The sequence below is a fragment of the Bosea sp. F3-2 genome (assembly GCF_008253865.1).
Lineage (GTDB): Bacteria > Pseudomonadota > Alphaproteobacteria > Rhizobiales > Beijerinckiaceae > Allobosea.
Genome location: NZ_CP042331.1, coordinates 5,512,383 through 5,532,998 on the forward strand (window position 1 = coordinate 5,512,383; position 20,616 = coordinate 5,532,998).

The 20,616-nt window shown below is 66.0% G+C and carries 20 protein-coding genes; 10 read left to right on the forward strand and 10 right to left on the reverse strand.

Translation table 11 applies throughout. The features are described 5' to 3' along the window. The first annotated feature begins 78 nt into the window (after window positions 1-78). The 5 genes from FQV39_RS25505 to FQV39_RS25525 all read left to right on the forward strand — a co-directional run bounded on the left by FQV39_RS25505 (window position 79) and on the right by FQV39_RS25525 (window position 5,322). Window positions 79-1,407: a cytosine deaminase gene (locus FQV39_RS25505; protein ID WP_472840662.1), complete on the forward strand. Its 1,329-nt coding sequence runs from the start codon at window positions 79-81 to the stop codon at window positions 1,405-1,407. 135 nt (window positions 1,408-1,542) lie between these two features. Continuing rightward, window positions 1,543-2,967 carry an FAD-binding oxidoreductase gene (locus tag FQV39_RS25510; protein ID WP_149132842.1) on the forward strand — a complete coding sequence of 475 codons (1,425 nt, stop codon included), beginning with the start codon at window positions 1,543-1,545 and terminating at the stop codon, window positions 2,965-2,967. Between the two features lie 168 nt (window positions 2,968-3,135). After that, the gene (locus FQV39_RS25515) at window positions 3,136-3,717 is read left to right on the forward strand and encodes an NAD(P)H-dependent oxidoreductase (protein WP_149132843.1); all 582 of its coding nucleotides are present in this window, start codon (window positions 3,136-3,138) and stop codon (window positions 3,715-3,717) included. 102 nt (window positions 3,718-3,819) lie between these two features. Further along, complete coding sequence (locus tag FQV39_RS25520) at window positions 3,820-4,302, forward strand: MarR family winged helix-turn-helix transcriptional regulator (RefSeq protein WP_149132844.1); 483 nt, start codon at window positions 3,820-3,822, stop codon at window positions 4,300-4,302. Between the two features lie 96 nt (window positions 4,303-4,398). Further along, window positions 4,399-5,322 carry a DMT family transporter gene (locus FQV39_RS25525; protein ID WP_248313139.1) on the forward strand — a complete coding sequence of 308 codons (924 nt, stop codon included), beginning with the start codon at window positions 4,399-4,401 and terminating at the stop codon, window positions 5,320-5,322. A gap of 277 nt (window positions 5,323-5,599) precedes the next feature. Here FQV39_RS25525 and FQV39_RS25530 read toward each other — a convergent pair whose 3' ends face one another. The 3 genes from FQV39_RS25530 to FQV39_RS25540 all read right to left on the reverse strand — a co-directional run bounded on the left by FQV39_RS25530 (window position 5,600) and on the right by FQV39_RS25540 (window position 9,500). After that, on the reverse strand, window positions 5,600-7,564 hold the full coding sequence (locus FQV39_RS25530; RefSeq protein WP_149132846.1) for a potassium transporter Kup: 1,965 nt from the start codon (window positions 7,562-7,564) through the stop codon (window positions 5,600-5,602). Window positions 7,565-7,643: 79 nt separating this feature from the next. Next, window positions 7,644-8,918 carry a flavodoxin-dependent (E)-4-hydroxy-3-methylbut-2-enyl-diphosphate synthase gene (gene ispG / locus FQV39_RS25535; RefSeq protein ID WP_149132847.1) on the reverse strand — a complete coding sequence of 425 codons (1,275 nt, stop codon included), beginning with the start codon at window positions 8,916-8,918 and terminating at the stop codon, window positions 7,644-7,646. Between the two features lie 39 nt (window positions 8,919-8,957). After that, complete coding sequence (locus FQV39_RS25540; protein WP_248313140.1) at window positions 8,958-9,500, reverse strand: Fur family transcriptional regulator; 543 nt, start codon at window positions 9,498-9,500, stop codon at window positions 8,958-8,960. A gap of 113 nt (window positions 9,501-9,613) precedes the next feature. On the opposite strand from FQV39_RS25540, the gene FQV39_RS25545 reads away from it, so the two are divergent. The 3 genes from FQV39_RS25545 to FQV39_RS25555 all read left to right on the forward strand — a co-directional run bounded on the left by FQV39_RS25545 (window position 9,614) and on the right by FQV39_RS25555 (window position 12,013). Then, window positions 9,614-10,399: a 3-hydroxybutyrate dehydrogenase gene (locus FQV39_RS25545; protein WP_149132848.1), complete on the forward strand. Its 786-nt coding sequence runs from the start codon at window positions 9,614-9,616 to the stop codon at window positions 10,397-10,399. Next, window positions 10,396-11,466 (forward strand): patatin-like phospholipase family protein, encoded by a 1,071-nt coding sequence (locus FQV39_RS25550; RefSeq protein ID WP_248313141.1) that lies wholly within the window; start codon window positions 10,396-10,398, stop codon window positions 11,464-11,466. Before FQV39_RS25545 ends, FQV39_RS25550 begins: the two co-directional genes overlap by 4 nt. Before the next feature lie 127 nt (window positions 11,467-11,593). Continuing rightward, the gene (locus tag FQV39_RS25555) at window positions 11,594-12,013 is read left to right on the forward strand and encodes a DUF3830 family protein (RefSeq protein ID WP_149132849.1); all 420 of its coding nucleotides are present in this window, start codon (window positions 11,594-11,596) and stop codon (window positions 12,011-12,013) included. A gap of 67 nt (window positions 12,014-12,080) precedes the next feature. On the opposite strand, the gene FQV39_RS25560 is transcribed toward FQV39_RS25555, so the two are convergent. The 3 genes from FQV39_RS25560 to FQV39_RS25570 all read right to left on the reverse strand — a co-directional run bounded on the left by FQV39_RS25560 (window position 12,081) and on the right by FQV39_RS25570 (window position 15,104). Further along, window positions 12,081-13,976: a cation:proton antiporter domain-containing protein gene (locus tag FQV39_RS25560; RefSeq protein WP_149132850.1), complete on the reverse strand. Its 1,896-nt coding sequence runs from the start codon at window positions 13,974-13,976 to the stop codon at window positions 12,081-12,083. 366 nt (window positions 13,977-14,342) lie between these two features. Then, window positions 14,343-14,663, reverse strand: a complete 321-nt coding sequence (locus FQV39_RS25565; protein WP_149132851.1) for a polyhydroxyalkanoic acid system family protein — start codon at window positions 14,661-14,663, stop codon at window positions 14,343-14,345. 231 nt (window positions 14,664-14,894) lie between these two features. Further along, window positions 14,895-15,104, reverse strand: a complete 210-nt coding sequence (locus FQV39_RS25570) for a hypothetical protein (protein WP_149132852.1) — start codon at window positions 15,102-15,104, stop codon at window positions 14,895-14,897. 194 nt (window positions 15,105-15,298) lie between these two features. Between FQV39_RS25570 and FQV39_RS25575 the strand changes: the two genes are divergently transcribed. Further along, window positions 15,299-15,961 (forward strand): hypothetical protein, encoded by a 663-nt coding sequence (locus FQV39_RS25575; protein WP_149132853.1) that lies wholly within the window; start codon window positions 15,299-15,301, stop codon window positions 15,959-15,961. A 115-nt stretch (window positions 15,962-16,076) separates the two neighbouring features. Here FQV39_RS25575 and FQV39_RS25580 read toward each other — a convergent pair whose 3' ends face one another. Beyond that, window positions 16,077-16,379: a hypothetical protein gene (locus FQV39_RS25580; protein WP_149132854.1), complete on the reverse strand. Its 303-nt coding sequence runs from the start codon at window positions 16,377-16,379 to the stop codon at window positions 16,077-16,079. A gap of 250 nt (window positions 16,380-16,629) precedes the next feature. Here FQV39_RS25580 and FQV39_RS25585 point away from each other — a divergent pair, with 250 nt between their 5' ends. Continuing rightward, window positions 16,630-16,944: a DUF4156 domain-containing protein gene (locus FQV39_RS25585; RefSeq protein ID WP_149132855.1), complete on the forward strand. Its 315-nt coding sequence runs from the start codon at window positions 16,630-16,632 to the stop codon at window positions 16,942-16,944. A gap of 67 nt (window positions 16,945-17,011) precedes the next feature. Here the strand turns inward: FQV39_RS25585 and iolB are convergent, their stop codons facing one another. Genes iolB through iolD form a run of 3 tightly spaced genes read right to left on the reverse strand, consistent with a single transcriptional unit; the run spans window position 17,012 to window position 20,589 of the window. Continuing rightward, window positions 17,012-17,809 (reverse strand): 5-deoxy-glucuronate isomerase, encoded by a 798-nt coding sequence (iolB, locus tag FQV39_RS25590; RefSeq protein WP_149132856.1) that lies wholly within the window; start codon window positions 17,807-17,809, stop codon window positions 17,012-17,014. A gap of 13 nt (window positions 17,810-17,822) precedes the next feature. Beyond that, complete coding sequence (gene iolE / locus FQV39_RS25595) at window positions 17,823-18,707, reverse strand: myo-inosose-2 dehydratase (protein WP_149132857.1); 885 nt, start codon at window positions 18,705-18,707, stop codon at window positions 17,823-17,825. Between the two features lie 31 nt (window positions 18,708-18,738). Further along, window positions 18,739-20,589, reverse strand: a complete 1,851-nt coding sequence (iolD, locus tag FQV39_RS25600; RefSeq protein ID WP_149132858.1) for a 3D-(3,5/4)-trihydroxycyclohexane-1,2-dione acylhydrolase (decyclizing) — start codon at window positions 20,587-20,589, stop codon at window positions 18,739-18,741. Window positions 20,590-20,616 lie beyond the last annotated feature (27 nt).

A 20,616-nucleotide genomic window follows, 5' to 3' on the forward strand; every position in this document is an offset into this window, starting at 1 on the left:
TAGGCGTGGCTTGCGGGCTTGGGGGCAGCCCGGTATCGACGAACCCAGGCGGCCATGAACGGAAGGGGCAAGGACAACGTGACGAGAGGTTTCGCCCGTCTGCCCGACGCTCCGGCCTTCCGCCTCACTGATCTGCGTGTCCCTGCCTGCCTGATCGAGGGCAGCGACATCCCGGCCGATCGCCGTGGGCTGGCGCGCGTGAATCTCGCCATCGCCGATGGCCGGATCGAGGCGATCGAGCCGGCCGGCGCGCTGACTGCGGGGGCGATGCCGACGCTCGATCTCGACGGCGGCATGGTGCTGCCACGGCTGGTCGATTGCCACACCCATATCGACAAGGGTCATATCTGGCCGCGCAGCCCCAACCCGGACGGCACCTTTCCGGGCGCGCTTGCGACTGTCGCGGCCGATCGCGAGGCGAACTGGTCAGCTGAAGACGTTCGCACGCGGATGGGCTTCTCGCTGCGCACCGCCTTCGCCCACGGCACGGCGGCGCTGCGCACCCATATCGATTCACTCGGCAAGCAGATCGGCATTTCCTGGCCGGTTTATGCCGAGATCCGGGCGGAATGGGCCGGGCGCATCGCGCTGCAGGCCTCGCCGCTGTTCGGGGCCGACGCCGCGCTCGATCCGGCCCATATGGCCGCGGTGATTGCAGCGGTGAAGGCGCATGGCGACCGCCTGCTCGGCTGCGTCACCTATATGATCCCGGAGCTCGACCGTGCGCTCGACATCCTGTTCCAGGCGGCGATCGAGAACGGCTTCGACCTCGATTTCCATGTCGACGAGACGAACGATCCAGCGGCGCGTTCGCTCGAGCACATCGCGGATGCGGCACTGCGCCATCGCTTTACAGGCCGCATCCTGTGCGGGCATTGCTGCTCATTCAGCCTGCAGGCGCCGGAGGACGAGGCGCGCATCGTCGCCAAGCTGCGCGAGGCCGGCATCGCCGTGGTCTCGCTGCCGCTATGCAACATGTATCTGCAGGATCGGCAGCGGGGTCGTACGCCGCGCTGGCGGGGTGTCACCGCGCTGCATGAGCTCAAGGCGGCAGGCGTGCCGGTGATGATCGCCTCCGACAATACGCGCGACCCGTTCTACGCCTATGGCGATCTCGACCTCGTCGAGGTGCTGCGCGAGGGCACGCGCATCCTCCAGCTCGACCATTCCGGGCCGGATTGGGCTTGTGCCGTGGCGCGCACCCCCGCTGAGGCTATGGGCCTGTGGAATGCCGGCGTCATCGCCGTTGGCGCGCCGGCCGACCTCATCCTGACGCGGGCGCGCGACTGGACCGAACTCTTCTCCCGGCCGCAGGCCGACCGCAGCGTGCTGGTCGCGGGTAAGCCGATCGACCGGACCTTGCCGGATTACCGCGAACTCGACCATCTGATGGCGAACGCGACGTGACGATCTTTTCCACCATGACCTTTCCCGTCATGGTCGGCCTTGTGCCGACCATCCACGTCTTCCTCCGTCGCCTGCGGTGTTCAAGACGTGGATGCTCGCCACAAGGGCGAGCATGACGTCACAGGAACACTCTGCATGACGACCCGCTACGACATCGCCACGCTGAAGACCCGCATCAGTGGCATCCGCACCGAGGAAAATCCGGCGCTGGTGAAGCAGAAGAGCCGCGACTTCTTCTGGTACTCGCCGGTGCTGAAGCGCCAGCTCGACCATGTCGTCGCCGACATCGTCGTCTCGCCGACGAGCGAGGCGGAGGTTCTGCAGGTCCTCGCCGCCTGCCATGAGCTCGGCATTCCCGTCACGCCGCGTGGCACGGGCACGGGCAATTACGGGCAGGCAATGCCGCTCTCTGGCGGCGTGCTGCTCGATCTTTCCGGCTTCAACAAGGTCAAGGAGATCGCCGCCGGCCGCTACATCGCCGAGCCCGGCGCGATCATGGCCCGGATCGACGACGAGACGCGGAGCCATTCGCGGCAGGAGCTGCGCCTGCACCCCTCGACCTACCAGACGGCCTCGATCGGCGGCTTCATCGCCGGCGGGTCCGGCGGCGTCGGCTCGATCAAATGGGGCGGCCTGCGTGACTGGGGCAACATCATCCGGCTCAAGGTCGCGACGATGGAGAAAAGCCCGCGCATCCTCGAATTCGCGGGCGAGGACCTGCACAAGGTCGCCCATGCCTATGGCACCAACGGCATCATCACCGAAGTCGAGATGCCGCTCGGGCCGGCCTATGATTGGGTCGACGTCATCATCGGCTTCGAGAGCCTGCGCGCTGCAACCGAGTTCGCCAATGCGGTCGGCGAGCAGGACGGGCTCGCGCTCAAGAACCTCTGCGTCGTCGCCGCGCCCGCCCCGCACGACTACTTCCTGCGCCATCGCAAGTTCCTGCCGCGCGACAGCCATCTCGTCATCGTCATGGCGGCCGATTTCGCAGTCGACGCGCTCTGCGCCTATGCGCGGCGCTTCAAGGGGGCGGAGCTGCTGCTGCGCACCGACAAGCTTGCGCCGGAGGACGCCAAGGGCCTGCCGCCAGCCTATGAGCTCGGCTGGAACCACACGACGCTGAGGGCGCTGCGCGTCGACCCGGCGATCACCTATCTGCAGGTGCTCTATCCCTTCCCGAACCAGGTCGAGCTGGTCGACAAGATCCATGCCCGCTTCGGCGACGAGGTGACCTGCCATCTCGAATTCGTCCGCTTCGACGGCAAGATCACCTGCTTCGGCCTGCCGCTGATCCGTTTCACCTCCGAGGAGCGGCTGGAGGAGATCATCGCGATCCATGAGGAGATGGGCGCGCCGATCTTCAATCCGCATCGCTACACGCTGGAGGAGGGCGGCATGAAGCAGACCGACGAGACCCAGCTCGCCTTCAAGCGCGAGGCCGATCCACAGGGCCTGCTCAATCCCGGCAAGATGATCGCCTGGGAGGATCCTGCTTACGATTACCACTCGGGCAAGACCTTCCTGTTCCGCAGCCTCACTGAGGCCGGCGTCGGCTAAGAGCAGGTTGGTTTCGCACGGAACCGTGCCGTCATCCCGGGCTTGACCCGGGATCCATCGAAGGACGCCGTAACTCTATGATGGATCCCGGATCGGCGCCGCTGACGCGGCTTGTCCGGGATGACGTTGTGGTTCCATCAAAAACAGTCCGCTCTCGGAGCCTCAGCAATGCGCGTTCTCGTGCTCTATGCTCATCCGGTTCCGGAGAGCTTCGGCGCAGCGGTCCATCAGACGGTGGTCGCGACGCTGAAGCAGGCGGGGCACGAGGTCGATGACTGCGACCTCTATGCTGATGGTTTCGACCCCGTGCTGAGCTGCGGGGAGCGCCGCGGCTATCACGACACAGCCAGCAACACATTGCCGGTTGCCGGCTATGTCGAGCGCGTCCGGGCGGCCGAAGCCCTGGTGCTCTGCTTCCCCGTCTGGAACTTCGGCTACCCGGCGATCCTGAAGGGTTTCCTCGACCGGGTCTTCCTGCCTGGCGTCTCGTTCAAGATGGTGGACGGCAAGGCTCAGCCGGCGCTCCACAATATTCGCCGGCTCGCGGCGGTGACGAGCTATGGCGGCTCGCGCTGGCGCGCCTTCCTGATGGGCGACCCGCCACGCAAGGCTGTTTGCCGGGCGCTGCGCGCAGTTTGCCATCCGCTGGCGCGCACGACTTACCTCGCCCATTACGAGATGAATCTCTCGACTGCGGAGAGCCGGGAGGTGTTCCTGCAAAAAGTCGCCACAAAGCTGGCGGTCTTTTAGCTCTGACGTCGGATTGTCATCTCTCTGTCATGTTGGCGCGCGACTACGCAGCCGGCGAAGCGTCTGCTTATCCGTCCAAGGATCGGCCCGAAGGATCGACCTATGACCAAGGCAATCGAGAAAAGCGTCGGCCGTGCCCTGCTCGTCACCGCCCGGCTGCATCGGTCGCGGATGGGCGAGAGACTGAATGGGCTCGGCCTGTTTCCGGGGCAGGAGCAGGCGCTGAAGGCGTTGCAGCCGGCACCGATGACCATGGGCGAGCTCGCCTCGCTCTTGCGCGTGAAGCCGCCGACCGTGTCGAAGACGATCGGGCGGCTGTCGCTGCAGGGGCTGGTGACGCGTGAAGGCGGCAACCGCGACGGCCGGCTGGTCCAGGTCGCCCTCACCGAAGCCGGGCAGAAGACCGCGGTCGAGCTCGATGCCGTCTGGAACGATGTCGAGGAGGAGCTTCTCGACAAGCTTGACGGCAAGGAGCGCAAGCAACTGCGCAAGCTGCTGCGCAAGGCCGCGAAGGGCCTGTCCAAGGCCGGTGCCGATCACGACGATCCGGATACCGATATCGACGAGGCCGATAGCGACGCCTGATTTCTGCATGGAGCGCATGCGCTCCTGCACTGGCAAAGGCTTCTAAATCGGTTCAATCTGGTTTCGTCATTCCTCCAAAGCATGGCGAAATCGGACGTGCCCCTGCCATCCGAGGCCTCTTCCGAAGCGGGTCGGGCCCGGCTCGCGGCCATCGGCCTGATGGGCGTGGCCGTCCTGCTGTTCTCGATGCTCGATGCCAGCGCGAAATGGCTGGGACAGTCGATGAACCCGCTGCAGGTGGTGTTCGCGCGCTACGCCGGCAGCATGATCCTGGTCCTCGCCCTGATCAATCCATGGACGCATCCCGGCGTGCTCAGGACCAAGCGCCCCTGGCTGCAATGGGGGCGTTCGCTGCTCCTGCTCGGCTCGACCGCGCTGAACTTCATCGCGTTGCGCTATCTCCAACTCGCCGAGACGATTTCGATCATGTTTGCGGCGCCGCTGCTGGTTGCGCTGGTCTCGGGGCCGCTGCTCGGCGAATGGCCGGGGCCGCGCCGGCTGGCGGCGATCGCTGTCGGCTTCCTCGGCGTGCTGGTGGTGACGCGGCCAGGCGTCGGCGGCATGCACCCGGCTGCGCTGCTCAGCGTGCTCGGCTGCTTCTGCTTCGCCTTCTACGCGCTCTCGACGCGGGTGCTGTCCGGCCATGATTCATCGGAAACCACGATGATCTATTCGGGCGCGGCCGGAACGCTCGCCACCATTCCGCTGCTGCCCTGGATCTGGGAGACGCCGCAGGGGCTGCTGCCCTGGTTGCTGATGTTCGCGGTCGGCGCGCTTGGCGGCTTCGGCCACTGGCTCTTGATCCTGGCGCACCGGCTGGCACCAGCGACGGTTCTTGCGCCCTTCATCTATTCGCAGATCGTCTGGATGGTGCTGCTCGGCTGGCTCGTCTTCGGCCAATGGCCCGATCGCTGGACCTTCGCCGGCGCCGGGATCGTCATCGCCTCCGGGCTCTATTTGCTCTACCGCGAGCGCGTGCGGCATGTGCCGGAGGAAGCCGCCTCGGCACGGCTGGATTGAGCCTGCAGAGGCGCGTCATGCTCGGGCTCGACCCGTATCTCTAGAAGGAAAGGCGCGGGGAACCCTCCCCCATAGGGAGAGGGCAGGGTGAGGGGAAGGCCGCTAACCGGAGTTGCTGTGAGGTGGTGGCTGCGCTGCTGAGGTGGTGCTCCACTGGTCGAGCGGCCTACACCTCACCCCTGCCCCTCTCCTTACAGGAGAGGGGTTCCCCGCGCCCTCTCGTCCCGAGATGCTCGGGGCAAGCCCGAGCATGACGTCTTGCAGGTGTCGGGCTTCTTTAGACCGTGACCTGGGTACCGACCTCGACGACGCGGCCGGTCGGGATCTGGAAGAAGCTCGTCGCGTCGGTCGCGCTCTTGGTCAGGCCGATGAAGAGATTGTCCTGCCAGACCGGCATGCCGGATTGCGGCGAGGGCTTGATCGAGCGGCGCGACAGGAAGAACGAGGTCGACATGATGTCGAACTTGAAGCCCTGCTTGCGCAGCATGGCGAGGCCCTTGGGCACGTTCGGGCTCTCCATGTAGCCATAGACCATGTCCACCCGCCAGAAGTCGTCGGTGATGCGGGCGAGGCGCACGCGCTCTTCCTCGGGCACACGCGGGGTATCGGCCGAGCGCACGGTCAGGATGACGTTGCGCTCGTGCAGGACCTTGTTGTGCTTGAGGTTGTGCAGCAGCGAGGCCGGCGCGGTCTCGGGGTCGCTGGTCAGGAAGACGGCCATGCCCTTCACCCGGACCGGCGGGCTCTTCGACAGCATGGTGACGAGCTCGAGCAGCGGCACGTCGGTCTTGCGGGTCTTGTCGAACAGAATCTTGGTGCCGCGCATCCAGGTCCACATCACCAGCGTCAGCGCCATGGCGAGCAGCACCGGCACATAGCCGCCGTGGAAGAGCTTCAGCATGTTGGCCGAGAAGAAGGAGACGTCGACCAGCAGGAAGGGCAGGATGAGCGCCGTGGTGGCGGTCAGGCTCCAGCCCCAGTGCCGGCGGATGACGATGGCGGCGAGCAGCGAGGAGACCACCATCGTGCCGAAGACCGAGATGCCGTAGGCGTGCGACAGGCTCGACGAGGTGCGGAACGACCAGACGAGGATCAGCACGACGACGAGCAGCAGCAGGTTGACGCGCGGCACATAGATCTGGCCCGAGGTCTGCTCGGAGGTGTGGCGGATTTCCATGCGCGGCAGCAGGCCGAGCTGGATTGCCTGCCGCGTCAACGAGAAGGCGCCGGTGATGACCGATTGGCTGGCGATGATGGTCGCTACCGTCGCCATGACCACGAAGGGCAGCAGCAGCCCCTCCGGCGCGAGCCGGTAGAACGGGTTGTCGATGGCGCTGGGGTCAGCGAGGATCAGCGCACCCTGGCCGAGATAGTTGAGCCACAGCGCCGGGAAGACGACGTAGAGCCAGGCGCCGCGGATCGGGCCGCGGCCGAAATGGCCCATATCGGCATAGAGTGCTTCGGCACCCGTCACGGCCAGACAGACGGAACCGAGCACGGCGAGCGCGACGCCGGCGTGGTCACGGAAGAACAGCAGCGCGTAATAGGGGTTGATCGAGCGGAAGACGCTGAGATCGTCGGCGATATGGTAGACGCCGAGGCCGGCCAGCGTCAGGAACCAGATCAGCATGATCGGGCCGAAGAAGGTCGCGACGCGATGGGTGCCGTGGCTCTGCATCACGAAAAGCCCGATCAGGATAACCGAGGCGATCCAGAGGATATAGTCGTCGAGCGCCGGGGTGATCAGCTTGACGCCCTCGATCGCCGAGAGCACCGAGATCGCTGGCGTGATGACGGTGTCGCCGTAGAACAGGCCGGCGCCGATCATGCCGAGCAGCAGCGCCATGTGGCTGCGTGCCCGGCCGAGGCTGCGCTGGGCGAGCGCGACGAGAGTCAGGATGCCGCCTTCGCCATTGTTGTCGGCCCGCATCAGCAGCACGACGTATTTCAGCGTCACGACGACGACGAGCGACCAGAGGATCAGCGAAAGAACGCCGATGACGACGGTGGGCGGAACGGTGACGTTTTCTTGCCCGCCGGTCGCGGCGAGGATCGTTTCGCGGAGCGCATAGAGCGGACTCGTGCCGATATCGCCGTAGACGACACCCAGAGCGCCAAGGGCCAGCGCGGCGTAACCGGACTTGCCGTGTCCATGGCTGACGGCTTGGCCTCGGCCGTCGTCGAGTCCGAAGCGGGAATCCTCCGGCCGGACGGTCGCAGGATTCGGGTTTTCATGCCCCATCAGGGATCTCCGCACGCGCTGCGGTGCAGCGAAAGGCCGGGGCCTCTAGCATAATGCGAACGGCGCGCAAAGGCAGGGATCAGTTGGCGGCGCCGAGCCCGGCGCCAAAGCGCCGCTCGACATAGCTCGCGACCATGGCCTTGAACTCCTCCGCAATGCCGGTGCCGCGCAGGGTTGCGACCTTCTTGCCGTCGACGAAGACCGGGGCGGTCGGCGCCTCGCCGGTGCCGGGAAGCGAGATGCCGATATCGGCATGCTTCGACTCGCCGGGGCCGTTGACGATGCAACCCATCACCGCGACGTTGAGGTTTTCGACGCCGGGGTAGCGCGTCTTCCATTCCGGCATGGAGCTCGAAATCCAGTTCTGGATGTCGCGGGCGAGCTCCTGAAACACGGTCGAAGTCGTGCGCCCGCAGCCGGGGCAAGCGGCGACGAGCGGCACGAAGGCGCGGAAACCCATGGTCTGGAGCAGCTCCTGCGCCGTCTTGACCTCGAGCGTGCGGTCGCCGCCCGGTTCCGGCGTCAGCGAATAGCGGATCGTGTCGCCAATGCCCTCCTGCAGCAGGATGCCGAGCGCGGCGGAGGAGGCGACGATGCCCTTCGAGCCCATGCCGGCCTCGGTCAGGCCGAGATGGATGGCGTAGTTCGCCCGGCTCGCCAGCATGCGATAGACCGTGATCAGGTCCTGCACGCCGGAGACCTTGGCGGAGAGGATGATGAACTCGCGGGCAAGGCCGAGTTCCTCGGCGCGTTCGGCCGAGAGCAGGGCGGACTGAACCATCGCCTCACGCATGATGGCGCGGGCATCGAGCGGCCGCGGCGAGCGCGCGTTCTCGTCCATCAGCGCCGTCAGCAACTCCTGGTCGAGCGAGCCCCAATTGGCGCCGATGCGCACGGGCTTGCCGTGCCGGATCGCCATCTCGACGATCTGGGCGAACTGCTTGTCCTTCTTGTCCTTGAAGCCGACATTGCCGGGGTTGATCCGGTATTTCGCCAGCGCCTCGGCACAGGCCGGGTGATCGGCGAGCAGCTTGTGGCCGATATAGTGGAAGTCGCCGACGAGCGGCACATCGACGCCGATGCGATCGAGCCGCTCCCGGATCTTCGGCACGGCAGCCGCGGCTTCGTCGCGGTCGACGGTGATGCGCACCAGCTCCGAACCCTGCCGGGCGAGCGCTGCGACCTGGGTCACCGTGGCGGCGATATCGGCCGTGTCGGTGTTGGTCATCGACTGCACGACGATCGGCGCGCCACCGCCGACGGTGACGTTGCCGACCTTGACCGGCACGGTGAGCTGCCGGGCGAGCGGACCGGCGCGTTCCGGCGTCAGATGGGAGAAGGCGCGCTCATTCATGCGGGCTGCTCTAGAGGCTGTCGGTGACCATGAAAAGGCTCATGACGAAGCGGCGTTCCGGCAATGCTCGCAGCGGCCGACGATCTCGACCATCTGATGGGAGGGCGAGAATTGCCGGGTTTCGGCGATGGCCGCCACTGCTTTCTTCATCGCGGGCGAGGAATCCTCGTCGACGCCGCCACAGACCTCGCAGATCAGGAAGGCGACGACCTCGTTCGCACCATGGCCGTGCAGGCAGGCGATATAGGCGTTCTTCGAGGACAGCCGGTGGACAAAGCCCTGCTCGACGAGAAAATCGAGCGCGCGGTAGATCGAGATCGGGGCGAGGCGCCGCCCGCCGGCCGGCGAAATCCGATCGGCGAGATCATAGGCGCCGACCGGACGATGATCTGCTTGGAGCGCTTCCAGCGCCTGCCGTCGGATCGGCGTCAGGCGCAGGCCGCGCTCGCGGCAGATCCGCTCGGCGCGGGCCAGCGCCTCAGCGGCATGGCGACGGTGATCCTCGGCATGGCGACAATTCTCGCCATGTGTGTGGTGCACAAGGTCGTCATGCATATGCGTGTTTGACTGCATTTTCGTCATGTTGCGTTGCAAAGAGTCATCGGGCAACCTGCGGGCGCCTGTCGTTGCGGCATTGCCACGTTCATGCCCGAACCTAAGCATTTTCTCCTCGATTGTCAGGGGCCTTGACGCTCATGTTCCTCAAAGACCGTACTGCCGCCATTACCGGCTCGACCTCCGGCATCGGCCTGGCCTACGCCCGTGCACTTGCTGCCGAAGGTGCCAACCTCGTCATCAACGGTATTCTGCCGCCAGCCGATGCAGAGAAGCTGCGCACCGATCTGGAGAAGGAGTTCGGCGTCAAGGTGCTGTTCTCAGCCGCAGACATGACGAAGCCCGCCGAGATCGCCGGCTTCATCGCCGATGGCGAGAAGGCCTTCGGTGCCATCGACATTCTGATCAACAATGCCGGCATCCAGTTTGTCTCGCCCATCGACGAGTTTCCGCCGGAGAAGTGGGACCAGATCATCGCGATCAACCTGTCCTCGGCCTTCCATACGATCCACGCTGCTCTGCCGAAGATGAAGGAGAAGGGCTGGGGCCGCATCATCAACACGGCCTCGGCGCATGCCTTCGTCGCCTCGCCGTTCAAGTCGGCCTATGTCGCGGCCAAGCACGGCATCGCAGGCCTCACCAAGACGGTGGCGCTGGAGGTCGCGACCAAGGGCATCACCGTCAACGCCATCGCCCCCGGCTATGTCTGGACGCCGCTGGTCGAGAAGCAGATTCCCGATACGATGAAGGCGCGCGGCCTCACCAGGGAGCAGGTCATCAACGACGTGCTGCTCGATGCCCAACCGACCAAGGAATTCGTCACGGTCGAGCAGGTCGCGGCGCTCGCCGTCTTCCTCTGCACCGACGGCGCCAAGTCGATCACCGGGGCGACGCTGCCGATGGATGGCGGCTGGACCGCCGCGTGAGCGGGCGCCCCTCCCGCAAGGCCGAGCCGGTCAAGGGGATGGCCGGGCCGAAGGCGGAAAAGACGGTCTCGCTGGCCCTGCAGGGCGGAGGCGCGCATGGCGCCTTCACCTGGGGCGTGCTCGACGTCATCCTGGAGGATGGGCGGCTCGGCATCGAGGCGCTCACCGGCACCAGCGCCGGCGCGATGAATGCCGTCGTTCTGGCAGAGGGCTGGATCGACGGCGGCGCCGACGGCGCCCGCGCCAAGCTGGAAGCCTTCTGGCGCGCGATCAGCGTCGACGGCAAGTATCGTGGCTCGGAGCGCCCGCTGCTGGACACGATGCTCGGCGCCTGGGGGCGTAACGGCACGCCGCCCGGCCTGCTGTTCTTCGAGATGTTCGCGAAGGTGGCGAGCCCCTATGACGTCAATCCGCTCAACATCAACCCGCTGCGTGGCGTGATCGCCGACCTGATCGATTTCAAGAAGGTCCGGGCCTGCGACGCGGTGAAGCTCTTCATCGCCGCCACCAATGTCCGCACCGGCAAGATCGCAGTGTTCGAAGGCGGCCAGCTCACTCCGGACCATGTGATGGCCTCAGCCTGCCTGCCGATGGTTTTCCAGGCGGTGGAGATCGATGGCGAAGCCTATTGGGACGGCGGCTACATGGGCAACCCGGCGCTGTACCCGCTGTTCTACAAGGCTCATTGCGACGACATCCTGCTGGTGCAGATCAACCCGGTCCAGCGCAAGGAGCTGCCGACCAAGGCGCGCGAGATCCAGGACCGGATCAACGAGATCACCTTCAACGCCTCGACACTGCGCGAATTGCGCGCGATCGACTTCGTCAACCGGCTCATCGACGCCGGCAAGCTGCCGCGCGACGAGTACAAGCGCGTGCTGATGCACCGGATCGACGGGGGCCCGCCGCTGGCGGAGCTGACCTCCTCGTCGCGGATGAACGCCGAATGGTCGTTCCTGCTGCGGCTGCGCGACATGGGCCGTATGGCGGCCAAGCGCTGGCTGAAGCGCAACTATGCCGCGATCGGCATGACGGGGACGCTCGATCTCAGGGAGGCGATCGGCTGAAGCCTGGCCATCGGAAATTCTTCGCGTTCCGGCGTCTCACTTGTTCCGGGGAGCGCGCTTGCGCGAGGGTGAGGCGAAATGTCATTCACCGGTGCGGGACCCGTTTTCAGAAGGACAGGGATTTTCCATGAGCAGCAAGCTGATCGTCACCGCCGGCCCCTATACCTTCGACGCGAAGCTCGAGCTCGAGGCCGCGCCGAAGACCTGCGCCGCCTTCCTGCGGCACCTGCCCTTCGCCAGCAAGATCGTGCATGTGCGCTGGAGCGGCGAGGGCGTGTGGATGCCGCTCGGCGATCTCGATTTCGGCGTCGGCTACGAGAACAACACCGCCTATCCGGCTCCGGGCCAGATCATCCTCTATCCGGGCGGCGTCAGCGAAACCGAGATCCTGCTCGCCTATGGCGGCGTGCAGTTCGCCAGCAAGGCCGGCGTCCTCTCCGGCAACCATTTCCTCACCCTGACCTCGGGCCTTGAGAACCTCTACGCGCTCGGCCGCAAGACCCTATGGGAAGGCGCGCAGGACATTCGCTTCGAGCTGGCCGGCTGAACCGCTTTCAATACGAGAGCTCGAGACAAGAGGGGCGGGGCGCATGGCGTGTCCCGCCCTTTCTGTTTCACGCGGCGGCCGGCGGATCCTCCGAGGGGTTCTCCGGCGCCGGTTTGCGCGGCTTCAGCACGTGGGGCGCGGCCGCTTCGGCTGGTGATGCCTCGTCGGCCTGCATTTCGGGCGCCGCAGGCTTCGTTTCCGCTTCGGCCTCGGGCTTGGCCGTGCCGGCGAGGTTCTGGCACAGGCCCAGCATGGCGCGGGCGATCTCGGCCTCGCCCATGATCGTCAGCGTCGCGCCGCATTTGGTGAGATGGGCGACTTCCGCGTCGGAATGGGCGCGGGCCACGATCGGCAGCGTCGGATTCTCGGCCCGCGCCTGCTCGCAGACCTGGCCGGCCTCGAAGCTGCCGGGTATGGCGACGAAGAGGCGGATGGCGCGGCCTATCCCGGCAGCGGACAGTACCTCGGGATCGGCCGCATTGCCAACGAGCAGCTCGGCGCCGTCGCGCTTCGCGATCTCGACCGCATCCGGATTGTCCTCGATGACCAGCAGCTTCGCGCCTTGGGCGAGCAGGCCGGCACCGAGCAGACTGCCGACCCGGCCGTAGCCGACCACGACAATGTGATCGTTGAGGCTGGTGGGGGTGATGTCGCGCTCTGGCGGCGTCTCGGGCTGGGGAACAGGGGCCTCGGCCTTTTCGGACGCAACCGGCTCGGCTGGGGCAGAGACGGGCTTCGGCTTCGCCACTGCGGGCGGTTCCGAGGCCAGGCGCTCGGCCAGCGCGAACATCACCGGGTTGAGCAGGATCGAGAGGATCGCGCCGGCGAGGATCAGATCGCGGCCCTGGGCGGGCAGGATTCCGAGCGCGGTGCCGAGCCCGGCCAGGATGAACGAGAACTCGCCGATCTGCGCGAGGGAGGCCGAGATGGTGAGCGCGACCGCGTTCGAGCGGCCGAAGGCGCGCACGATCAGCCAGGCGGCGGCGGATTTGCCGATCAGGATGATGGCGAGCGTCGCGACCAGCGGGCCCGGTGCCCGCAGGATGATGCCGGGGTCGAAGAGCATGCCGACCGAGACGAAGAACAGCACCGCGAAGGCGTCGCGCAGCGGCAGCGTTTCCTCGGCGGCGCGCTGCGAGAGCGGCGACTCCGACAGGATCATGCCGGCGAAGAAGGCGCCAAGCGCGAAGGAGACGCCGAACAGCGTCGCGGCCGAATAGGCGACGCCGAGCGCGACGGCGAGAACGGCGAGGCGGAAGAGCTCGCGCGAGCCGGTATGGGCGACCCAGTGCAGCACCCAGGGGATGACGCGCCGCCCGACGACGAGCATGAAGGCGAGGAAGCCGATCAGCTTGGCGAAGGTCAGGCCGAGCACGCCCCAGACGCCGAGGTCGAAGCGGGTTGCCAGCGGCGCGCCCAGGCTTGGCGCCGAGCCGCCATTTATGATCTCCGCCAGCACTGGCAGCAGCACCAGCGCCAGCACCATGGCGATGTCCTCGACGATCAGCCAGCCGACCGCGATGCGGCCGCGCTCGGTCTGGACCATCCGGCGCTCCTGCAGCGCGCGCAGCAGCACGACGGTCGAGGCGGTGGAGAGGGCGAGGCCGAAGACCGCGCCGGAGAACCAGCTCCAGCCGAGCATGGTGCCGAGCCCGAGGCCGAGCAGCGTCGCGATGCCGATCTGGACGACGGCGCCGGGCACGGCGATCGCCTTCACCGACAGCAGGTCTTTGAGCGAGAAATGCAGACCCACTCCGAACATCAACAGGATGACGCCGATCTCGGCGAGCTCATTGGCGAGGTTCTGGTCGGCGACGAAACCGGGCGTGAAGGGGCCGACGGCGACGCCAGCGACGAGGTAACCGACGAGGGGGGAGATCCGTAGCCGTTGGGCAAGCGCCCCGAAGACGAAAGCAAGGCCGAGGCCCGCGACGATGATGGCGATCAGCGGGCCGTGATGCATGGGTCTCCCGAATCCGAAACGTCAAGAAATCGAAAATGTTGGAACGTTTCGGAGCATGGGGACTGAGGTCGTCGATTTCAACCGAAAGACGTACGTCTTTTTGGGCTTGCCATGGCGAATTTTCTGCCTCTTCGGCGTGACCCATGGGCGCGACGTCAGCCGCCGGGTGGCCGCAGTGCAAGCGCCGGATAACGATCAGTCTTAGAGCCTGACCGAAAATGCGAGCCCTCATCCTGAGGAGGCCCGCAGGGCCGTCTCGAAGGATGGTCCAGATGTCTCCGGAGCCTCCTGGAACATCCCTCGAGACGCCATTCCTGGCGGAATGGCTCCTCAGGATGAGGGCTCGGGGATTTTTGAGTCAGACTCTTACGCCTTGGGTTTCTCGAGCAGGATCTGGCCCTGCTTCTCGACCCCGATCTTCAGCTTCTCGGCAAAGACGGAGAGCATCCAGGGCAGCGTCACCTCGACGCGGATGAGACGCTCTTCGACCTCGACGCGGCCATGGACGGTGTGGCCGAGCGCGCCGACGCCGAAATGCAGGCTGTCGCCCTCCCAGTGCTCCTCGACGAGCTGCATCCTGACCATGCCGAGCCTGTCGCGGATGCGGTCGATCCCGCTGCGCAGGCGGTTGAGCGCAGCCTCGCGACCGAGATCATGCGAGATGGTGATGGAGACGGGTTTGCCCATGGCGCCTCGACGAGCAGCGGAGCGGAAGTGCTCTATCTCTTTGTTTTGACGCAATTCCGGACGCAGAACCGCTATGCACTTCTGCTGGAATTGCTCTAGCTGCAGCCAGACATGGCGACGGCGCCGGAGATTTTCCAGCGCCGTCGAAAAGCCCGCCGGAAGGCGGGCGTGATTATCGACAGAATAATCCTGAGAGACGAGCGCGAATGAGCCCGGCGACCGGCCGGAAGCTCAGTGGCGCTCGCTCAGGCGCCGCTGACCGGTTTGCGTGACGCGCCAGGCGACCCCATCCGACTCGACGAGCCCGCGATCGCGCAAGGCGAGCAGCATCGTATCGTCGAAGATGAAATGCTGGGTCTGTTCTTCAATGCTTTCCAGCGCGATCCATTCCGGATCAGAGAGAACCGAGGGATGTGCGATCTGGAGGTGCTGAACGTGCATATAGCGTCTCCTTCTCGTTGATTGCCCCTGTTCCCTGGGAGATCGCATCCAAACATGACGGGGTTATGGCCGAACAGCGAAGAATCATGACCCATGGCTTTTTGCGTCGGCTGTCTTTTCGCAAGTCAGCGGGAACACAGCTGCTCCGTCTGTCGTTCCATGGCCATGTCCCTTTCAGGAACGGAGAGACCGCCATGGCGATGGCCAACAAATTTCCGCCGGATGTGCCGGATAACGCCGAGGAAGCTCAGGATCAGGCGGAAACCGCGGTGAGAACGCTGCGCGGCAAGGCGGCGGACATGGCCGACAAGGCGAGCGAGACCGTGAAGGACGGCTATGAGCGGGCGAAAGAAGCCTGGGACGAGGCCGACCCGATCGAGACGGTCCGCGAAGGCGGGCAAGCGGTGGTGCGGACGGTGGAGCGGCATCCGCTCGCCATGATCGGGCTTGGCGCCCTGAGCGTCGGGCTGATCGCCTGGGCGACGCTGCGCAGCCGGCCTGTCTCGCGTTGGGAGCGGTATCAGCCCGATTATGGCCGGGTGCGTGGCTGGCTCAATGACTACGGCTCCGATGTCGCGGAAGCCGGCAACCGTGCCTTGAAGGCCGGCAGCAACTGGCTGGGCGCTCGCCGCGAGGTTGCCGACGACTATGTGGATCGCGCGGGCGACTATGCGTCACGGGCGCGTGAATACGCCGACAGGGGCGGGCGCATGCTGGTCAAGCGGGCCGAGCGCGAGCCGATGGCGGCTCTGGTCGGGCTCGGGCTTGCCGTCTACGTGATCGGCTCGCTGCTGATTTCGGCCTCCGTGAAGGAGCCGCCTGCGGCGCCGGCTCGGAAGCGGTCCGCACGGCGCTGAGGCGCACGCAGCCACGAATGAGGAAGCACCCAAGAGAAAGCCCTGCGGCGCTGGGCGCCGCAGGGCTCGCAAACTCGAAAAGCGGCGCCTTCCGCAAGGAGGCTCCGCCTTATGTTCACCACCAGTAGCGGCGCGGGCCGTAATAACCGTAGCCCCGGTAATAGCCACGGTCGGCGCTGGCGGCGATGGCGCCGCCGACGACACCCGCGGCCACGCCCGCTGCAACGGCGCTGCCGGCCTCGTTCGAGGCGCGACGGTTCTCAACGTAATTCGCCGAACGGCACTGCTGATAGGCGCGGGTGCCGGGGCGGAAGCCCTGAGATTCACAGGTGACTTCGGCGTCAGCCATGGACTCCTGCGCGGTCTGGCAACCGGCGAGGAGAGCGGCCATCGCGCCGACGATCAAAATGCTACGCATATTATATCCCTTTTCAGCCTCCCATTGGCCTGTGCGGACTTAAGAGCAGGCGTTGGCGCAGGTCAAGAATAAGGCAGGTCTTGCGTTAAAGTTCGCACAGCCGAAATCATTCAATAGCCGCACAATCCCGCTCAGATTGAGCGAATGCCGAGTTGGTGAAGGAACCTGAAGGGGCATGCGCAGATCTGGGCTTGCATTTGCGCGACAGCGGCGGAACATGGTGCTCAAACCGATCAGGACAGCCCGGACCATGCCGATACCGCGTTTCTTCCTTCTTCTGCCGGCTTTGTTTCTGGGAGCTTGCGCCTATCACACCTCGCGCAGCAGCGCCGTCGTGGTCACGGATACGCAGGGCGTCGTGGAGGGCTGCACCAAGCTCGGCGTGATCGACGGCAAGTCCGATCTGCATTCGGTGCTGCTCGCCGATACGGCGCGCGATACGATCGTGACGCGCCTGAAGATCAGGGGGGCGGAGATGGGCGGCAGCCATGTCGTCTCCAGCGCCGCCGACATCAAGTGGAAGGGGCCGGACACATCGGGCACGGTCTACAAGTGCAATCGATGAGCCGGATGGCGGAAGGGGCCCGGGCGGGCGCCTGAAACGCGCTCCGGCGCCCGCAGGATTTTGGCGGTCAGCTCTTCAGCAGCCACTCATGCTCGGCGGCGTTGTGGAACTTCCAGGTCCGCTTCGGGCCGGCCATGACGTTGAGATAGTAGAGGTCATAACCGTGGCAGGTGGCGCAGGGGTGATAGCCCTTCGGCACCAGCACGACATCGCCGTCCTCGACGGCAAAAGCCTCGTCGAGGCTGCGGTCATCCGTGTAGACGCGCTGGAAGCCGAAGCCCTGCGGCGGGTTGAGACGATGATAATAGGTCTCTTCGAGATAGGATTCCTGCGGCAGGTCGTCCCGGTCGTGCTTGTGCGGCGGGTAGCTCGAAGTGTTGCCGGCCGGGGTGATGACCTCGACGACGAGCAGTGAATCCGCCGGCTCGTTTTCCGGCAGGATGTTGGTGACGTGGCGGGTATTGGAACCCTTGCCACGCACCTCCTGGCCGAGATCGTCCGGCTTGATGACGCGAACGGGCAAGCCACCTTTCAGGCCGGGAGCCGTGCAGACCGCGAGTTCGAGATCGGTGGTGGCGGTGACCGACCAATCCGAATCCTGCGGGACATAGACCGACCAGGGCTTGCCCTCGAAAGGGCTCATGCGCTGGCCGAGCTCGCCGAGATCCTTGCCACCGACCGCGGCCTTGCCCTTGCCGGTGACGAAGACGAGGCAAGTCTCGCGATTGCCGGTCGGGGCGGAGACGGTCTCGCCCGGCTTGAGGCGATGCAGATCGAAGCCGACATAGGTCCAGCCGGCATTGTCCGGCGTGACGTGAGTGACGCGGCCGTGGGTGCCGTTCGGCCTGACCTTGAGATGGGACATCGCGTTTCTCCGTTCAGGCCAATCCCGCTTCCTTGATGAAGCGCGTCAGGTTGGCGTGTCCGAGCTTGGCGTAAGCCGCGGGCTCGGCCTTCTTCGGGTCCTGCTCCGCCTCGACCACGATCCAGCCGGAATAGTCCCACAGCTCTCTCAGCACGCGGACATAGTCGATCAGCCCGTCGCCCGGCACGGTGTAGACGCCTGCGAGGACCGATTCGAGGAAGGACCAGTCCTCGCGATTGGAGCGCCACATCACCTCCTCGCGGATATCCTTGCAGTGGACGTGGTGGATGCGCGCCTTCCAGTGGCGGGCGAGGCGGGCGGGATCGCCGCCACCCCAGGTGGCGTGGCCGGTGTCGAGCAGGAGGCCCACAGTCGGGCCGGTGACGCCCATGAACCGGTCGATTTCGGCCTCGGTCTGCACCACCGTGCCCATATGGTGGTGATAGACGAGCTGCAGGCCGTACTCGGTCTTCACCGCCTCGGCGAAATTGGTGTAACGCGCGCCGAAATCGTCCCAGCGAGCCTTGGGCAGGACGGGGCGGGCCGAGAGCGGCTTGGTGATGTCGGAATGGATCGCGTTCGAGGTCTCGGCCGCGATCAGCACCGAGCAGCCCATGTCGCGCAGCAGCGTCGCATGGGCCCTCACCGCCTCCATCTCGGCGGCGACGTCGCGGACGAGCAGCTCGGTCGAATACCAGCCGGAGACCAGCGCGTGGCCATGGGCGTCGAGGATCGGCTTCAGCCTGGCGGCCTCGCGCGGGAACTTGTTGCCGAGCTCCATGCCGGTGAAGCCGGCTTCGCGGGCTTCCTTCAGGCAGGTCTCGAGCGGGATGTCGCCGCCGATCTCCAGCATGTCGTCATTCGACCAGCCGATGGGGTTCGCGCCGATGCGGATCATGTCAGGGTCTTTCTCGCCTAAGGGAACGGCTTCAGTTGCCGATGTGCTGACGCTTGCGCTGCGTCTCGTAGTTCGCCCGCGCCGTGCGGACCTCAACGCGCTCGCTGACCTCCGGCACGGCTACATCCCACCAGGCCCCGCCGGAGCCGGTCGAGATCAGCGGGTCGGTGTCGATGACGACGACAGTGGTGCGGGTATTTGCTTTCGCTTGCGCCAAAGCGGCTTCAAGCTCGGCGATCGAGGCCGCCTTGGTCGCGATCGCGCCCATGCTGGCGGCGTGAGCGACGAAGTCGATCTCCGGCAGCGTCTCGTGCCGGGTATCCTTGAGCAGGTTGTTGAAGCTCTCGCTGCCGGTCGCGTTCTGCAGGCGGTTGATGCAGCCGAAGCCGCGATTGTCGAGCAGGACGATGCTGAGCTTCAGCCCCAGCATCACTGAGGTCGCGATCTCGGAGTTGAGCATGAGGTAGGAGCCGTCGCCGACCATGACGACGACCTCCTTGTCGGGCCGCGCCATCTTGGCGCCGAGCCCGCCAGCGATCTCGTAGCCCATGCAGGAATAGCCGTACTCGGCATGGTAGGAGCCGGGCGCGCCGGCCTGCCAGAGCTTGTGCAATTCGCCGGGCAGGCCGCCCGCCGCATGGAGCAGGATCACCTCCGGACCGAGCGCGCGCTGCACCGCGCCGATGACCTGCGCGTCCGAGGGCAGGGCGGCGTTGCTGGCGGCGGTCGCCTTGTCCGCCTCCTTGCGCCAGGCGGCCTTGCCCGCCTTGGCGTCGGCCGTCCAACTCTCGGGCGCCTTCCAGCCGCCGATAGCCTCGGTCAGCTCGGCCAGACCCTCGCGGGCATCGGCGATGAGCGGCAAAGCGCGGTGCTTGCCGGCGTCGAAGGGCTGGACGTTGAGGCCGATGATCGTCTTCTGCTGGGCGCTGAACAGCGCCCATGAGCCGGTGGTGAAATCCTGAAGCCGCGTGCCGATGGCCAGGACGAGATCCGCCTCGGCTGCGAGGCGATTGGCGGCCGCCGTGCCGGTAACACCAACAGCGGCCATGTTGAGCGCATTGTCGTCCGGCAGGGCGGATTTGCCGCCTTGCGTCTCGCAGACCGGGATGCCGGTCGCGGCCGAGAAGCGGGCCAACTCGTCGCTGGCGCCGGAATAGAGCGCGCCACCACCCGCGACGATCAGTGGCTTCCTCGCCGCTTTCAATGCATCCACGGCCGCCTTCAGTTCGTCGCGGTCGGGGCGCGGGCGGCGCGGCGTCCAGAGGCGCTCAGTGAAGAAGCTCTCGGGATAGTCATAGGCTTCCGCCTGCACGTCCTGGCAGAGCGCGAGGGTGACGGGGCCGCATTCGGCCGGGTCGGTCAGCACCTGCATGGCGCGGGAAAGCGCGGAGATGATCTGCTCGGGCCGGGTGATGCGGTCGAAATAGCGCGAGACGGGACGGAAGCAGTCGTTTGCCGAAACGGTGCCGTCGCCGAAATCCTCGACCTGCTGGAGGACGGGATCGGGAATGCGATTGGCAAAGACATCGCCGGGCAGCAGCAGCACCGGCAGGCGGTTGACATGGGCGAGTGCCGCGGCTGTGACGAGATTGGTCGCGCCGGGGCCGATCGAGGTGGTCGCGGCCATGAAGCGGCGGCGCATATTCGCCTTGGCATAGGCGATGGCAGCATGCGCCATCGCCTGCTCGTTATGGGCGCGGAAGGTCGGCAGGCGCTCGCGCTCGTGCCAGAGCGCCTCGCCCAGACCCGCGACATTGCCATGGCCGAAGATCGCCCAGACGCCCCCGAAGATCGGCAGGCGCTGCCCGTCGATCTCGGTCATCTGCGCCGCGAGGTAGCGCGTCAGCGCCTGCGCCATGGTGAGGCGGACGGTGGCAGTCATGATCGGTCTCCGGGCCGGAGTTTTCTT

Bases quoted from the DNA above. Each gene is read 5' to 3' on its own strand.
- FQV39_RS25510 (WP_149132842.1), top strand. From the start codon at position 1,543: ATGACGACCCGCTACGACATCGCCACGCTGAAGACCCGCATCAGTGGC.
- FQV39_RS25515 (WP_149132843.1), top strand. From the start codon at position 3,136: ATGCGCGTTCTCGTGCTCTATGCTCATCCGGTTCCGGAGAGCTTCGGC.
- FQV39_RS25520 (WP_149132844.1), top strand. From the start codon at position 3,820: ATGACCAAGGCAATCGAGAAAAGCGTCGGCCGTGCCCTGCTCGTCACC.
- FQV39_RS25530 (WP_149132846.1), bottom strand. From the start codon at position 7,564: ATGGGGCATGAAAACCCGAATCCTGCGACCGTCCGGCCGGAGGATTCC.
- ispG (WP_149132847.1), bottom strand. From the start codon at position 8,918: ATGAATGAGCGCGCCTTCTCCCATCTGACGCCGGAACGCGCCGGTCCG.
- FQV39_RS25540 (WP_248313140.1), bottom strand. From the start codon at position 9,500: ATGACGAAAATGCAGTCAAACACGCATATGCATGACGACCTTGTGCAC.
- FQV39_RS25545 (WP_149132848.1), top strand. From the start codon at position 9,614: ATGTTCCTCAAAGACCGTACTGCCGCCATTACCGGCTCGACCTCCGGC.
- FQV39_RS25555 (WP_149132849.1), top strand. From the start codon at position 11,594: ATGAGCAGCAAGCTGATCGTCACCGCCGGCCCCTATACCTTCGACGCG.
- FQV39_RS25560 (WP_149132850.1), bottom strand. From the start codon at position 13,976: ATGCATCACGGCCCGCTGATCGCCATCATCGTCGCGGGCCTCGGCCTT.
- FQV39_RS25565 (WP_149132851.1), bottom strand. From the start codon at position 14,663: ATGGGCAAACCCGTCTCCATCACCATCTCGCATGATCTCGGTCGCGAG.
- FQV39_RS25570 (WP_149132852.1), bottom strand. From the start codon at position 15,104: ATGCACGTTCAGCACCTCCAGATCGCACATCCCTCGGTTCTCTCTGAT.
- FQV39_RS25575 (WP_149132853.1), top strand. From the start codon at position 15,299: ATGGCGATGGCCAACAAATTTCCGCCGGATGTGCCGGATAACGCCGAG.
- FQV39_RS25580 (WP_149132854.1), bottom strand. From the start codon at position 16,379: ATGCGTAGCATTTTGATCGTCGGCGCGATGGCCGCTCTCCTCGCCGGT.
- FQV39_RS25585 (WP_149132855.1), top strand. From the start codon at position 16,630: ATGCCGATACCGCGTTTCTTCCTTCTTCTGCCGGCTTTGTTTCTGGGA.
- iolB (WP_149132856.1), bottom strand. From the start codon at position 17,809: ATGTCCCATCTCAAGGTCAGGCCGAACGGCACCCACGGCCGCGTCACT.
- iolE (WP_149132857.1), bottom strand. From the start codon at position 18,707: ATGATCCGCATCGGCGCGAACCCCATCGGCTGGTCGAATGACGACATG.
- iolD (WP_149132858.1), bottom strand. From the start codon at position 20,589: ATGACTGCCACCGTCCGCCTCACCATGGCGCAGGCGCTGACGCGCTAC.